11 protein-coding genes are annotated in these 14584 nt (G+C 65.4%); 5 read left to right on the top strand and 6 right to left on the bottom strand.

Translation table 11 applies throughout. The features are described 5' to 3' along the window. Nucleotides 1-31: 31 nt before the first annotated feature. The gene (locus NXY83_RS05315) at nucleotides 32-784 is read left to right on the top strand and encodes an ArsR/SmtB family transcription factor (protein ID WP_258805043.1); all 753 of its coding nucleotides are present in this window, start codon (nucleotides 32-34) and stop codon (nucleotides 782-784) included. Nucleotides 785-815: 31 nt separating this feature from the next. Here the strand turns inward: NXY83_RS05315 and NXY83_RS05310 are convergent, their stop codons facing one another. The 4 genes from NXY83_RS05310 to fdhA form a co-directional block, all read right to left on the bottom strand. After that, the gene (locus NXY83_RS05310; RefSeq protein WP_258805040.1) at nucleotides 816-1031 is read right to left on the bottom strand and encodes a hypothetical protein; all 216 of its coding nucleotides are present in this window, start codon (nucleotides 1029-1031) and stop codon (nucleotides 816-818) included. A gap of 59 nt (nucleotides 1032-1090) precedes the next feature. Further along, entirely contained in the window at nucleotides 1091-2452 is a 1362-nt protein-coding gene (locus NXY83_RS05305; protein WP_258805039.1) for an MFS transporter, read from the bottom strand. Between the two features lie 182 nt (nucleotides 2453-2634). Continuing rightward, a complete protein-coding gene (locus NXY83_RS05300; protein WP_258805038.1) occupies nucleotides 2635-2985 on the bottom strand; it encodes a GNAT family N-acetyltransferase in 351 nt (116 codons plus the stop codon). 108 nt (nucleotides 2986-3093) lie between these two features. Then, nucleotides 3094-4311 (bottom strand): formaldehyde dehydrogenase, glutathione-independent, encoded by a 1218-nt coding sequence (fdhA, locus tag NXY83_RS05295; RefSeq protein ID WP_258805037.1) that lies wholly within the window; start codon nucleotides 4309-4311, stop codon nucleotides 3094-3096. Between the two features lie 295 nt (nucleotides 4312-4606). Between fdhA and NXY83_RS05290 the strand changes: the two genes are divergently transcribed. Continuing rightward, nucleotides 4607-4936, top strand: a complete 330-nt coding sequence (locus NXY83_RS05290; protein ID WP_258805036.1) for a DUF6457 domain-containing protein — start codon at nucleotides 4607-4609, stop codon at nucleotides 4934-4936. A 29-nt stretch (nucleotides 4937-4965) separates the two neighbouring features. Here NXY83_RS05290 and NXY83_RS05285 read toward each other — a convergent pair whose 3' ends face one another. After that, nucleotides 4966-7293, bottom strand: a complete 2328-nt coding sequence (locus NXY83_RS05285) for an FdhF/YdeP family oxidoreductase (RefSeq protein WP_258805035.1) — start codon at nucleotides 7291-7293, stop codon at nucleotides 4966-4968. A 189-nt stretch (nucleotides 7294-7482) separates the two neighbouring features. On the opposite strand from NXY83_RS05285, the gene NXY83_RS05280 reads away from it, so the two are divergent. The 3 genes from NXY83_RS05280 (at nucleotide 7483) to NXY83_RS05270 (ending at nucleotide 14150) form a co-directional block, all read left to right on the top strand. After that, nucleotides 7483-9159, top strand: coding sequence for a RecQ family ATP-dependent DNA helicase (locus NXY83_RS05280; RefSeq protein WP_258805034.1), 1677 nt, complete (start codon nucleotides 7483-7485; stop codon nucleotides 9157-9159). A gap of 52 nt (nucleotides 9160-9211) precedes the next feature. Beyond that, nucleotides 9212-10411 carry a TerC family protein gene (locus NXY83_RS05275; protein WP_258805033.1) on the top strand — a complete coding sequence of 400 codons (1200 nt, stop codon included), beginning with the start codon at nucleotides 9212-9214 and terminating at the stop codon, nucleotides 10409-10411. 97 nt (nucleotides 10412-10508) lie between these two features. After that, complete coding sequence (locus NXY83_RS05270; RefSeq protein ID WP_258805032.1) at nucleotides 10509-14150, top strand: TM0106 family RecB-like putative nuclease; 3642 nt, start codon at nucleotides 10509-10511, stop codon at nucleotides 14148-14150. A gap of 58 nt (nucleotides 14151-14208) precedes the next feature. Here the strand turns inward: NXY83_RS05270 and NXY83_RS05265 are convergent, their stop codons facing one another. After that, nucleotides 14209-14508, bottom strand: a complete 300-nt coding sequence (locus NXY83_RS05265) for an acylphosphatase (RefSeq protein ID WP_258805031.1) — start codon at nucleotides 14506-14508, stop codon at nucleotides 14209-14211. Nucleotides 14509-14584 lie beyond the last annotated feature (76 nt).

The raw sequence follows: 14584 nt of genomic DNA, 5'->3' as shown, positions 1-14584 counted from the left end.
TGTGACCATTTGGTCACCTATCATTGGAGCCATGGACGACGTGTTCAAGGCACTCTCCGACCCCACCCGCCGGGACCTGCTCGATGAGCTGTTCCGCGAGGACGGCCAGACACTGAGTGCGCTCGAGGCACGGTTCGACATGACCCGGTTCGGGATTGCCAAGCACCTCCGGCTGCTGGAGGATGCAGGCCTGGTGGTGTCCCGCCGTCGCGGGCGTGAAAAGCTGCACTTCCTGAACCCGGTACCCATCCGGCTCGTCCACGACCGGTGGGTGAGCAAATATGCAGAACCATGGGCCGCTGGCCTCAGCGACCTCAAATCCAGATTGGAAAGTCCCATGGAAAAGATCTTCGAAATCTACATCAAGACCACACCGGAGCGGCTCTGGGAAGCCATCACAGACAGTGAAATCCGCAGCAAGTACCAGTTCGGGAACACCATCGAGTCGGACTGGACCCCGGGCGGCAGCTTCACCATGAACAACGTCAAAGCCGGAGCGCCCCTTGGCGAAGGCGAGAACCTGGAAGTGGACCCGCCCCGCCGGCTCGTCCAGACCATGCGCGCCCTGTGGGGCGAGGACGTCAAGGCCGAGGGAACCTCCAAGGTCACGTGGGATATCGAGCCCGTGGGTGATTCCTGCCGCCTCACCGTCACGCACAGCGACCTCCGCGAAGGAGCCAACGAACAGCTCTACGGCGGCTGGCCCATGATCCTCTCCGGCCTCAAGACGTGGCTGGAAACCGGTGAAAAGCTGACCACGCCCGGGTCGCTGATGTATACGTGAGGATCGCCGACGGCGGCGAGGGGATGGGCGACTATCCGGCTGACGGCCGGTTCCGCCCGTCCCAGCTCCGGTGCCTCAGGTTGCGCGTGGCCACCAGCGAGCCGCCGATGAACAGGACGCCCAGCACCACGGTGGCGACGCCCACGTAGAACCATCCGCCCTGGCCGAAGATCATCAGCGCCACGCCCAGCAGGCAAAGGCCTTTGGCGGTGATATCCAGGTACAACTGCACCTTTGGATTGTCCATCCCTCCACGATAAACCCACCCGCGGTCGGTTGTCCGGGATCGTCGTAACACCGCGCGGCCTACGGTTCGCGCTGCCGCCACAGAAGGCTCACACCGAACGTCACTGCGCACAGGATCAGCATGGCGATGACCATGCGCGCCCAGCTCGCCTGGTCCACGCCGGTGCTGGCAAAGACGCCGATCATTACCGTGGCGGCGATGGCACCAACGTACCGGCAGGTCTGGTAGATGCCCGCCGCGACCCCGCGCTCCTGCGGCCGGGTGGAGACGAACATTCCCTGATTCGAGGCGATGGCCACCGTCCCGTACGGAATCCCCATCAGCGCTGTGAGCACTGCCACCAGCGGAATAGCCAGGCTTCCGGTCAGCAGCCACATCAGGGCAGCCACCGCGGTGAGGAGGACGACGCCGGCAAGCAGCACGCTCCGCACGCCGAACCTTCCCATCGCCCTGACCGCCCACGGGGTGGCTACGACGGACACGGTGGCGAGGGGAAGCATCAGCAGGCCTACGACGCCTGGATCGTAGCCGCCGGCTTCCTGCAGCAGCTGGGGCAGGCCGAAGAAGACAAAGTAGTAGACACTGCTGAACACCGCGAAGCCCAGGTACACCAGCAACAGCGGCCGGTTCCGCCCGAGCAGCCTCAGGTCCAGGAACGGCCGGTTGAAGCGGAGTTCGCGCCAGGCAAACACGGCGGCAATCCCGGTTCCGACAGCCAGCATCCACCAGCGGTATCCGGGGGCCACATTCAGTGCGGCCATCATCACGAGCAGAAGGGCGACGACGAACGCCAGGATGCCGGGAATGTCCGAGTCCCGCAGGAGCGCGGCAACACTCCCCCGTTCGCGGGCTTCGTCCGGCGGGGCCGCCTGCCGCACGATCAGCAGCGCGGCCAGCGCCAGCGGCACGTTGACCAGGAAGAGTGCCTCCCAGCCCACGAAACTCACCAGCAGGCCGCCGACGACGGGCCCGACGGCCGCTGCCGACGTGTTGGCCATCTGCAGCCGCCCCAGCGGACGGGCCGACTCCACCCCGGCGCGGTGGGCTATGGCACCCACCATCACTACCGCACTGGGATAGGCGGTGGCCGTTCCCAGCGCCATCACCGCCCGCGCGACGCAGAGCAAGGCAAAGTTTGGGGCCAGCGGAGCGAGCGCGCAGGTGACGGCCACCAGCACCATGCCGAGCATAAACATCCGGCGGGGACCGAACCGGTCTGCCAGCCTGCCCATCACGGGCTGGCCCGCGGCCGAGGCGAGATAGAAGGACGTGACCACCCATGTCACCGCGGCAACGTCGAGCCCGAAGTCGGCGCGGAGCACCACCAGGGCCACGGCGATCATCGAGGAGTTCAGGGGGTTCAGCGCCGTGCCCAGGCTGAGACCGGCGACGGCCAGGGCAGTCCGGGGTCTGTTGCTCACGGTAACAGTGTGGTGCACAGCGCTGCGCCTGCGCGACTTTGAGACCCGGAGCGGCTACTTGCCGGCCGGCGCCAGCGGGAACAGGGCGTCCTACACTGCGCGCGTGAGCTCCGTCGTCCTGAGGGAGTCCGGGCCTCAGCCACGTTTAAACCACTTGAGGATGTGACCTGCCTGAAAGACCGCTACCGGGTGCGTGCCGAAAGTGCCGTGTCCAGGAACTCGAGGTGCGCGGGGGCAACGCGGACGGTGTTGCCCGCGTACTCAGGGTGCTTACTGAGGAACTTCTTGATGAACGGGCATACCGGCACGACGCCCACGCCCGCCGTCACCGTCTCATCCAGCGCCGCCGTGGCCAGCCGGCCCGCCAGGCCCTGGCCACCGTATTCCTCGTTGATCACCGTGTGGTAAAAAATCCGCTGGGGTGAGCCGGCGCCGTCGTACTCCTTGTACACGACCTTGCCGATCACGTTGCCGCCATCGAGGATCTCGAAGCGCCCGCGCTCGATGTTGTGGCGGACGGTGATGTCACTCAAGGGATCTCCTTCGATGCGGTTTTAGGGGCTCTGCAAAGCCTAACCCCGGCAGGCCTGCCCTTATTTCCGCAACTCATGACCCCGAAGCGTCACCGTCCGCCACTTTCCTTAGCTCAGGTAGCCATTCGGGTTCAGGACGTACTTGGTGGCTGCTCCGGCATCAAAGGCGGCGTAGCTTTGTGGCGCCTCTTCCAGCGGGATCGCCTTGGCGTTGACGTTCTTGGCGATGTTTACCCGGTCGTGAAGGATGGCCATCATCAACTGCCGGTTGTACTTCATGACCGGACATTGTCCCGTAGTGAAGCTGAGGGACTTGGCCCAGCCCGTGCCGAGGCTCAGGCTCAGCGAACCCTTCTTGGCGGCTTCGTCAATCCCGCCCGGGTCCCCTGTGACATAAAGCCCCGGGATGCCGAGGGCGCCGCCGGCAGTGGTGATGTCCATCAGCGAGTTCAATACCGTAGCGGGTGCTTCCTCTGCCTCCTTGCCGTGGCCCTGGCCCCGGGCCTCGAAACCTACGGCGTCCACGCCGCAGTCCACTTCCGGGACTCCCAGGATCTGCTCGATCTGCTCCGCAGGCCCGCCCTTGGTCAGGTCCAGAGTCTCGCAACCGAAACTCCTCGCCTGCGCGAGCCTGTCCTCGTTGAGGTCTCCCACGATGACGACGGCGGCGCCCAGCAGGTGTGCGCTGGTGGCCGCTGCCAGGCCCACCGGACCGGCGCCTGCGATGTACACGGTGGAACCAACCTCCACGCCGGCGGTGACTGCCCCATGGAAACCGGTCGGGAAAATGTCCGAAAGCATGGCCAGGTCCAGGATCTTTTCCATGGCGCGGTCCTTATCAGGGAACTTCAGCAGGTTCCAGTCTGCGTAGGGCACCAGGACGTAGTTCGCCTGGCCACCTACCCAGCCGCCCATGTCCACGTACCCGTACGCACTGCCCGGGCGGTCCGGGTTCACGTTCAGGCAGATACCGGTCTTGCGTTCCTTGCAGTTCCGGCACCGGCCGCAGGCAATGTTGAACGGGACGGAGCAAAGATCCCCGACTTTGATGAATTCGACGTCACGGCCTACCTCAACCACTTCGCCGGTAATTTCGTGGCCAAGGACCAGGTTGGGCGGAGCGGTGGTCCGCCCACGCACCATGTGCTGGTCCGAACCGCAGATGTTGGTGGCCACGGTCTTGAGGATCACACCATGGTTGACAGGACGTCCCACGTTCGCCGGGTTGACCCCTGGGCCGTCCTTGAGTTCGAAGCTGGGGTAGTCAATGTCAATCAGTTCAACCTTGCCCGGCTCTTTGTAGGCAACGGCTTTGTTCCCTGTCATCTCTGTCTCCTGTTATCCCGCGGTCCACCCTGTAGCTACCGCGCTTCATGAGTGATGATGCGTTCCCCGCCGACAGGGCGCTTTCGCTGGATCTCCGAATGCCATGCTGGCCAGCCACCGGACAGCTTCCTTTTGGGTGGGGATTCGCCCAGTCTAGGCACGGGTGGCAGGAAGGTCTAGGGTTGCCGGCGGTGCCAACAGCACGGGTTCCGATGACTTTCGCGGCGAAGCCTTGTAGTGTCGGCACCAAAAGACAGCCGGGACCTGTTGGGCCCCCTGAACCGAGGAGCGAAGCATGGCAGTCAGCGACGAAGAAGCACGGGTATTGGACCAGTGGAGCAACCGACTGGCCCAGGCATTGCAGATCCTGGACATGGATGTGGACAACGAGTTGCTCCTGGACCTGGCCCGGAAGTCCGCGGAATCTGTAATCCACCCGGCGGCGCCGGTCACCACGTTCCTTGTGGGTTATGCCGCAGGCCTGGACGCGGGAACTGGCAGCGCGGGCACGCGGGAAGCCTCCCGCGCCTCTGTGGAGAAGGCGGCCCGGGTGGCCTTCCAGTTGTGCGACGACGGCGCAGACGGCGGCCCCGCCAGTAAGGGATGGGCGGACACCGCCCAGTAGCAGGCGGGGAGCGAATCCAGCCCGCCCGCTTAGCCGGCCGCCGTCGCTTCCTCCTCCAGGACCGTAGCGGGCTCGAGCCGCACGATGACGGCCTTGGACGCGGGAGTCTGGCTTCCTTCAGCCACGCTGTCCAGTGGCACCAGGACGTTGGCTTCCGGATAGTACGCCGCCGCGCACCCCTTGGCGGAAGGGTAGGACACAACCCGGTAGTTCCGCAGCACCCGCTCCACACCATCGGTGTACACGCCATGGATGTCCACATGCTGTCCGTCGGCCAGGCCCAGCTCGGTCAGGTCAGCGGGGTTCACGAACACCACCTCGCGGCCCTTCTTGATGCCGCGGTACCTGTCGTTATGGCCGTAGATGGTGGTGTTGAACTGGTCGTGCGAGCGCATGGTCTGCAGGATCAGGGTGCCCGCGGGGCGTTCCACATGCTCCAGTTCGTTGACGGTGAGAATGGCCTTGCCTGTGGGGGTGTTGAACGTGCGGGAATCACGGGGCCCGTTGGGCAGCACGAACCCGCCTTCCTGCCGGATCTTCCTGTTGTAGTCCTCGCATCCGTTGACCACATGGGAGATGTGGTCGCGGATGAGGTCGTAGTTCTTTTCGAAGCCGGACCAGTCGGCCGACGTCCGGTCACCCAGCGTGGCCGCGGCGAGCCGGCAGACGATGGCCACCTCGGACAACAGCCCGGGGGCTACCGGCTCAACGGTGCCGTGCGAGGCATGGACCGCGCAGACGGTGTCTTCCACGGAAACGAACTGCGGCCCGGACTCCTGCCGGTCGATCTCCGTCCGCCCCAGCGTGGGCAGGATGAGGGCCTCGGCACCGGTCACTCCATGTGAGTGGTTGAGTTTGGTGGAAATCTGGACGGAAAGCTCAGTCTTTTCCATCGCTTCTTCGGCAGCGTGCGTGTCCGAGATGGCTCCAACGAAGTTGCCGCCCAGCGCGATGAAAGCCTTGATGCCGCCATCGCGCATTGCCCGGACTGTTTGGATGGCGTCGAGTCCGTGGTCGCGCGGCGGCTCAAAATCGAACTCCTGCCCGAGGGCGTCCAGGAAGGCGGGCGGCATCTGCTCCCAAATGCCCATGGTCCGGTCGCCCTGGACGTTGCTGTGCCCGCGGATGGGCGAGGCGCCGGCCCCCGGCTTGCCGATGTTTCCACGCAGCAGCAGGAGGTTAATCATCTCCTTGATGGTGGCCACGCCCTTTTTCTGCTGGGTGATGCCCATGGCCCAGGTGATGATCACCTTGTCCGCGGCGAGGTAGCGGTCGGCGAGCTCGTCGATCTCCTCGGTGCGCAGCCCGGTGGCCTCCAGGACCGCGTCGTCGTCCAGCCGGGACAGGTGGGCTCGAAGTTCCTCCAGGCCGTCGCAGTGCTCCGCAAGGAACTTGTGGTCCAGTACCGTCCCGGGGTTCGCGGCCTCCGCATCGAGGACCCGCTTCGATACCGCCTGCAGCAACGCCATGTCCCCGCCGATCCGCACCTGGAGGAACTGGTCCGCCAGGTCGGTCCCGCGCCCGATAATGCCCTTCACCTTCTGCGGGTTCTTGTACCGCATCAGCCCGGCCTCGGGCAGGGGGTTGACCGCCACGATCCTGCACCCGGCCTCCTTGGCTTCCTCCAGGGTGGTGAGCATCCGCGGATGGTTGGTGCCGGGGTTCTGGCCCATGATGATGATCAGGTCTGCCTTGGCGAAGTCATCATAGGAGACCGTTGCCTTGCCCACGCCGATGGTTTGCCCCATGCCCCAGCCGGACGACTCATGGCACATGTTGGAGCAGTCGGGCAGATTGTTGGTGCCGTAGGCACGGATGAACAGCTGGTAGAGGAAGGCCGCCTCGTTGGACGTCCTGCCGCTGGTGTAGAACGCTGCCTGGTTGGGATCCGGGAGGGACTTCAGCTTGTCCGCCATGATGCTGAACGCCTGCTCCCAGCTGACCGGCCGGTAGTGGTCCTCCCCCGCCGGCTTGTACACGGGCTCCGTCAGCCGGCCCTGCATTCCCAGCCAGTATTCGGACCGCTGCCGCAACTCGCTGACCGGGTGCTCGTCCCAGAACTCCCGCCCGATGACAACAGGCGTGGCCTCCCAGGTCACCGCCTTAGCCCCGTTTTCGCAGAACTCGAACGTCTTGCGGTGGCCCGGATCCGGCCACGCGCAGCTCATGCAGTCGAACCCGTCCTTCTGGTTCAACGCCAGCAGGGTTTTCCGGGACCGCTCCACGCCCATGTGCTTGATGGCCGGCTGCATCGAGTGATAGACGCCGGGCACGCCGGCCGCCCAGGTTTTGGGGTGGCCGGTTACTTCCAGTTCAGATTCGTCGGCTTCTTCGACCTTCGGGTTCTTCCGCGTCACGCTGCACACTCCTCGGCTCTTTCCTGGTCCCCAAAAGCGACGGCACACGTCGGCGGACCAGCTTCATCCCACACTTATTCACCCCGTCATGGAAGTCAAGGGAAGGACGACGGCGGTGACCGGCCCGCGCTAGGCTGGTTCCCGAGGCTGAAGCAAGCGGCCCCAGGAACTTCTTGTGCGGAGCCCTTTATGCCCGACGACCTTGCCCTCGCCGCACTGGCGGCGTCTTCCTTTTCCCTGCCGGACCTGCGGGACGGCCAGTTGGCCGCTATCAGCGCGCTCGCCGGCGGCCGCGACGTCCTGGCCGTTATGCCCACCGGCTATGGCAAATCCGCCATCTACCAGGTCGCGGCACAGCACCTCCACACCGAAACGGGACGCCCCGCCGTCGTGGTTTCACCGCTCATTGCCTTACAGGAGGACCAGCAGGACGGCCTGGCCGATGACCTCGGCGCCCAGGCCGCCGTCGCCATCAATTCCTCGCACAGCGATTCTGAAGTGGAGTCCGCATGGCAGGCCGTCGAATCGGGTAAGGCCACGTTCGTGTTCCTTGCACCGGAGCAGCTGGCCAAGCAGGAAACCTTGGACCGCATCGCAGCCCTGGACATCTCGCTGTTCGTCGTGGACGAGGCGCACTGTGTGTCCTCCTGGGGCCACGACTTCCGCCCGGACTACCTGAACCTGGGCAACGTCAGGGAACGGCTGGGCAACCCAACGGTGGCCGCCCTTACCGCCACTGCCTCCCTGCCTGTCCGGGACGAGATCGTGGAGCGGTTGGGCATGGAGGATCCGCTGGTGCTGGTCCGTGGCTTCGACCGGCCCAACATCAGCCTGGACGTGGTCCGGCACCAGGAGGACAAGGGCAAGCGGAACGCCGTGCTGGAGCAGGTGGCCGGGCTTGCCCGTGACGGGCAGGGGCTCGTCTACGCCGCCACGCGGAAGGATACCGAGAAGTACGCCGCCAGGCTTGCCGGGGAAGGGCTGCAGACGGAGGCGTACCACGCGGGCCGGTCCGCCGCGGACCGGGAGCGGATCCATGAGCAGTTCCTGGATGACCAGCTGGACGTCGTAGTGGCCACCACTGCCTTCGGCATGGGCATCGACAAACCCAATCTGAGGTTCGTGGTGCACGCGGATATTCCGGAGTCGCTGGACGCCTACTACCAGGAGATCGGGCGGGCAGGACGCGACGGCGGACCTGCCTCCGCGGTGCTGCACTACCGTGCCGAGGACCTGGGGCTGCGGAAGTTCTTCACCACGGGTTCTCCGGATCCGGAGCGCCTGCTGGCGGTGCTGAAGGTCCTCAAAGACGCCGGTGCGCCCACACCCAAGCCATCCCTGGCTGAGCTGACCGGTTTCCCGCCCCGCCGCGTCACCGGTTTGTTGAACCAGCTCGAGGAGGCGGGCGCCGTCACCACAGGCAAGCGCGGCATCCGCCTTGCCTCCAAAGCCAAACTGCCCGCACTGGTGGACCGCGCCGTCGGACTCGCCGAGGCCCGCCAACGGGTTGAGCAGTCCCGCCTCACCATGATGCGCGCCTACGCCGAGACGGACGGCTGCCGGCGGCAATTCCTGCTGGGCTACTTTGGCGAGGACCTGCCCGGACCGTGCGGGAACTGCGACGGCTGTGCCGCCGCGGCCGGCCAGGAGACGCTTCAGGTTCAAGGGATGCACGACGGCGGCGCTTCCCCGGGCGCTGCCGGCGAGCCGTTCCCGCTCCAGTCGGCCGTGGTGCACAAGGAATGGGGGCCCGGCCTGGTGATGCGGCACGAGGACGACGTCATCACCGTGCTGTTCGAGCAGGAGGGGTATAAGACCCTGTCCCGTACCGCCGTCCTGGAGCATGCACTCCTGAAACCTGCTTAGGCAGGGCCTGCTTGGGTAATCTTGAAGGAGACTCCAACGAAAGGCCTGCCACGTGGAAGTACCGTCCTATGTCTGGACCCTGACCATTGCGGGAATCGTTGGCCTGCTGGCCTTCGATTTCTTCTTCCACGTGCGCAAGGCCCACACGCCTTCGCTCAAGGAAGCGGCCATCTGGTCAGCCATTTACGTGGGCATCGCCGTACTCTTCGGGCTCGGTGTGTTCCTGCTTGGCGGGCCGACCATGGGCACCGAGTACTTCGCCGGCTACATCACGGAGAAGGCACTGTCCGTGGACAACCTCTTCGTGTTCCTCATCATCATGGCCAGCTTCCGGGTGCCCCGCGCAGACCAGCAGAAGGTGCTGCTGTTCGGTATCGTCTTCTCGCTGATCGCCCGCACAGGTTTCATCCTCCTCGGAGCCGCGCTGATCAACAGCTTCGCCTGGGTGTTCTATATCTTCGGACTGATCCTGCTCATCACCGCCGGCAACCTGCTCCGGCCGGAAGGCCACGACCAACACTCCGAAGGCCTGGTGGTCCGGCTCGCCAAGAAGTACCTCCCGGCGTCGGCCCATTACGACGGCGACAAGCTCTTCACCATGGAGAACGGGAAACGGGTCCTCACCCCAATGCTCCTGGTGATGGTGGCCATCGGCGGCACGGACATCCTGTTTGCCCTCGATTCCATTCCGGCCATCTTCGGCCTTACCCAGAACGTGTTTATCGTCTTCACCGCCACGGCGTTTTCCCTGATGGGCCTGCGGCAGCTGTACTTCCTGATTGACGGCCTGCTGGACCGGCTGATCTTCCTCGCTTATGGCCTGGCGGTGATCCTGGGATTCATCGGCGTGAAGCTGATCCTGCACGCGCTGCACGAAAACACCCTCCCGTTCATCAATGACGGCGAACACGTCAGCGTGGTGGAAGTAAGCACCGAGGTTTCGCTCAGCGTAATCCTGGGCGTCCTGCTTGTCACGGTCCTTGCCTCCATCTTCAGCCCCAAGGGCAAAGCCAAGAACGCCGTAACCGGGGCCAAGCGCCACGCCATCGAGTACCTGGACCTCAACTACGAGACGGACATGGTGGAGCGGGACAAGCTCTTCGCGAAGATGTGCCGCGAAGAGGACCAGATCCGGAAGCTGCCCGAGAAGTACAAGCGGCTCATCCGCAACGAGACCGAGTTCCTGGACCTGCTGCGGAAGGCCCACAACGAGCACGACAAAGCCCAGGTGCGTGCAGACGCAAAGAGCTAGGACGGCTTTTGTCGGCCCCTCTTGCTACGTTTGAATCAAAGCCAGGGGAACCCTCCTCAGGCTGTGATCACAGCCCGGCTGTCAATGGGGAGGCCCCGTGTTTCTGCTCGAAGCTGCAACTGCCGGCGCCCCGCCGGACCTGGTTTTTTCCGCCAGCGACCTGGTCGCTGCCAGCGAGTGTGAGTACCGCACGCTCCGGATCATGGACGAAAAACTGGGCCGGGCTGCCAGGGCAGAGTTTCCCCCCGACGAGATGCGGGTCCGCGCTGGCGAGCTTGGCGATCGCCACGAGCAAACGGTGCTGGCCAGCCTGATCCGCAAGTACGGCAGATGGGACGCCAGCCGGGGCGCCGGTGTCTACTCCCTCGAACGTGGCCAGAACCTCCGCGGTGAGCTTCAGGCAAAGCATGCGGAGACCGAGCTCGCGCTTAGGTCCGGGGCCGACGTGGTTTTCCAGGCCACCTTCTTCGACGGCGAATTCCTCGGCTACGCGGACTTCCTGGTCAATGAAGCCGCAGGCACCGGCAACCCCGGGCGTTATGAAGTCTGGGATACAAAGCTCGCCCGGCATGCCAAGGTGGGCGCCCTTCTCCAGCTCGCGGCCTACGGCGACCAGCTCCTGGGCATGGGCCTGGAGCCCTCCCCGGTCGTCACCCTGGTGCTCGGCACCAGGGTGGGCGACGACTGGCTGCGCAGCAGCCAGTCCCTGCCGGACCTGCTGCCCGTTTTCCGCGAGCGACGGCGGCGCTTCCGCCACCTCACTGCCCGGCACCGGAAAACTGATGGCCCCGTGGTGTGGCAGCAGCCCGGAATCGTCCACTGCGGCCGATGCGACTACTGTGCCGAGCAGGTGCAAATACACCGTGACCTGCTGATGGTTGCGGGCATGTCGGTCGTGCAGCGCAGGAAGCTTCACACCGCCGGCATCACCACCATCGACCAGCTGGCCGCCATGCCTGCCGCCGACGCCCACAACTCCGTGGTCCGGCTCCGCGCCCAGGCCCGGATGCAGCTCGGCCTGGATGTACCAGACGGATCACGGACGTTCAGCAAGGACGGCCAGCCGCACACTGTCTCCTATACCGTCTTGCCGGACAACACCATAGGATCCCTTCCCGCACCCAGCCCCGGGGATATCTTTTTCGATTTCGAAGGGGACCCGCTCTGGCAGGATCCCGCCACCGGTGCATGGGGCATCGAGTACCTTTTCGGCGTAATCGAAGCGCCGGTGCACGGAGCCGCCGGCGATCCTGTCTTCCACCCCTTCTGGGCCCACTCACGGAATGGCGAGCGCAGGGCCTTCCTGGACTTTCTTGAGTACGTGGAGGAACGCCGCAAGCGGTACCCGGACATGCATGTCTACCATTACGCGCCCTACGAAAAAACGGCGCTGCGCAACCTTTCCCTTGCCCATCAGGCGGGTGAGGACACAGTGGATGAGTGGCTTCGGCAGGGCCTGCTGGTGGACCTGTACGCCACTGTCCGGCATTCGCTGCGCATCTCCGAGGCTTCGTACTCCATCAAGAAGCTCGAACCGCTGTACATGGGCGATAACCTCCGCTCCGGGGACGTCAAGGATGCCGGGGCATCCGTAGTGGCCTACGCCGCGTATTGTGCGGCCCGGGACGCCGCCAACCAGGACGAGGCTGGGAAGATCCTCACGTCCATCTCCGACTACAACCGGTACGACTGCCTGTCCACTCTTCGGCTTCGGGACTGGCTCCTGGAAATCGGGGGCAGGCCTGCAACGACCGCTGAGTCCGCCGGACGCCCCGGGGCCGCCGACGCGGATGACAGTCCTGCCACATGTGAACGTCCCGCCGAGGGTGGGCGCCCCGCCGCGGCTGATGAGACTCCCGAGGAAGCCAGGCTCCGCGAATACCTGGCGGGGTTGCCGGACAACCGCCCGTGGTCGGACGACGAACGGGCCATCGCAATGGTGGCGGCGGCCACCGGCTACCACCGCCGCGAACGGAAGCAGTTCTGGTGGCAGCACTTCGACCGGGTTGAAGCACCCCTCGAAAACTGGTCCGACCAGCGGAACGTGTTTGTTGTGGAGTCCGCGGAAGTCTCCTCGGACTGGGCGCTGGCAAAGCCCCGGGAGCGGATGCGCACCCGGGTCCTGCGGCTGCGGGGCACCATGACGGAAGGATCCGATTTCCGGGCTGACTCCAGTTGGTGCCGGCTGTACGACGCTCCCCCACCGGAGGGCATGGCCGCCCCAGATGCCGCTCCCGGGGCGAGGGCCTATTCCTTTGGCACCAGGATCAGCGAACTGTCACCGGCGCCGGACAATCCCGAGCACACCGTGATCATCATCGCCGAACGTGAATCGGGCAAGGTGGCCGCTTACCCGCACCTTCCGGTGGCCCTGACCGAGGATCAGCCGCTGTCCACCGCCAGCATCGAAGCCGCCATAGCGGCCATAGCCAGTTCAGTGGGAGCGTCAGTGCCCTCGCTGCCCGCCCAGCCCGGCCTCGACCTCCTGCGCAAGCAGCCGCCGCGTTTCCGCACGCTGCCCGGCCCGGTGGAAGTCCCCCACGGCGACGACGGTACAGCCGACTACGCCGCCGCCATCGCGGAGTCCCTCCGGGACCTTGACCATTCCTATCTTGCCGTCCAAGGACCTCCAGGCACGGGCAAGACTTACGTCGGCGCGCACGTGATCGGCCAGCTCGTGGCCGGGGGCTGGAAGATCGGCGTCGTAGCCCAATCCCACAACGTTGTCGAGAACCTGCTGTGCCGGGCCATTGACACGGGCGGCGTTGATCCTGCCATCGTGGGCAAGAAGCTGGCCGCGCCCCACGATGTGCCCTGGAGCTTGACGTCCGACGGCGACGTCGCGAGCCTGCTGTCATCCCCCGGAGGGTGCCTGGTGGGCGGAACCGCCTGGACCATGACCGGCAAGGAAGTCCCGGCCGGCTCGCTGGATCTGCTGGTCATCGACGAGGCAGGACAGTTTTCGCTCGCCAACACCCTGGCGGTGTCCCGTTCCGCCACGAGGCTGCTCCTGCTCGGGGACCCGCAGCAGCTGCCACAAGTGACGCAAGGGGCGCATCCCGAGCCCGTGGACGAGTCTGCCCTCGGATGGCTCGCGGCCGGCCACGCTACCCTTCCTGCACGGCTGGGCTATTTCCTGGCGGACAGTTGGCGGATGCACCCGGAGCTGTGCGCTGCCGTATCGCGCCTCAGCTACGAAGGAAAACTCCAGTCCGCCCCGGCAGCGGCCCTGCGGGAACTGGAAGGTTTGCCGCCCGGCGTGGAAACCGTATTCGTCGACCACACCGGCAACACCACCGGGTCCCAGCAGGAAGCGGCCGAGGTGGTCCGGCAGGCCAGGCGCCATCTTGGGTTGAAATGGGTTCCGGGTGGGGACGGCGAGGCACGTCAGCTGGACCAGCAGGACCTGCTGGTGGTGGCCGCGTACAACGCCCAGGTGCACCTGATCCGGAAAGCCTTGGAAGAGGCCGGCCTGCCGAAGATCCGGGTGGGGACCGTCGACAAGTTCCAGGGCCAGGAAGCACCGGTGGTGTTCGTCTCGATGGCATGTTCAGCCGTGGCGGAGGCTCCCCGCGGTGCGGAATTCCTGCTGAACCGGAACCGTATCAACGTGGCGGTGTCCCGGGGACAGTGGCGGGCGGTCATCATCCGCTCCCCCGGGCTCACCAGCTACATGCCGCACAAACCTGCAGCGTTGGAAGAGCTGGGCGCGTTCATCGGCCTCAGTCCGCGGGCATAGCCAAACGCTGCCAGCCCGGCGGGCCATCGTCAGCTGGGCCAGGTTCCAGCCGACTGTGTCAGCGGGCCCTGAAGCCGCGGAAGCCACCCTCTGCTGCAGACAACCTGTCCTCCACCCGCTCCACCTGCCCGGGCGTCCGGTCCGAGTTGAGCCAGTCGAGGAGTTTCCGGACCTGCGGTTCGGGACCTTCGGCAACCACGGACACCGAACCGTCGTCGAGATTCTTCACCTCGCCCGCCAGGCCCAGTTCCTCCGCCTGGCCCATGGTCCAGAAGCGAAAGCCGACGCCCTGCACCACGCCGAACACACGCGCGTCCAGCCGGACCAGGTCCGGCGGCGAACCGTCATGGCTGGCCATGGTGCCCTCCTTGGATATCAGCCGCCTCTTCCAACCAGGTAGCAGTTGATGTCGTTTTGAGGCGTCAAAACGACAC

The organism is Pseudarthrobacter sp. NS4 (assembly GCF_024758005.1).
In the GTDB taxonomy this organism is placed as follows: Bacteria; Actinomycetota; Actinomycetes; order Actinomycetales; family Micrococcaceae; genus Arthrobacter.
The sequence above is the reverse complement of the archived record's forward strand: the minus strand, read 5'-3'. Positions and strand labels throughout refer to the sequence as shown.

Bases quoted from the DNA above. Each gene is read 5' to 3' on its own strand.
- NXY83_RS05315 (WP_258805043.1), top strand. From the start codon at position 32: ATGGACGACGTGTTCAAGGCACTCTCCGACCCCACCCGCCGGGACCTG.
- NXY83_RS05310 (WP_258805040.1), bottom strand. From the start codon at position 1,031: ATGGACAATCCAAAGGTGCAGTTGTACCTGGATATCACCGCCAAAGGC.
- fdhA (WP_258805037.1), bottom strand. From the start codon at position 4,311: ATGACAGGGAACAAAGCCGTTGCCTACAAAGAGCCGGGCAAGGTTGAA.
- NXY83_RS05290 (WP_258805036.1), top strand. From the start codon at position 4,607: ATGGCAGTCAGCGACGAAGAAGCACGGGTATTGGACCAGTGGAGCAAC.
- NXY83_RS05280 (WP_258805034.1), top strand. From the start codon at position 7,483: ATGCCCGACGACCTTGCCCTCGCCGCACTGGCGGCGTCTTCCTTTTCC.
- NXY83_RS05265 (WP_258805031.1), bottom strand. From the start codon at position 14,508: ATGGCCAGCCATGACGGTTCGCCGCCGGACCTGGTCCGGCTGGACGCG.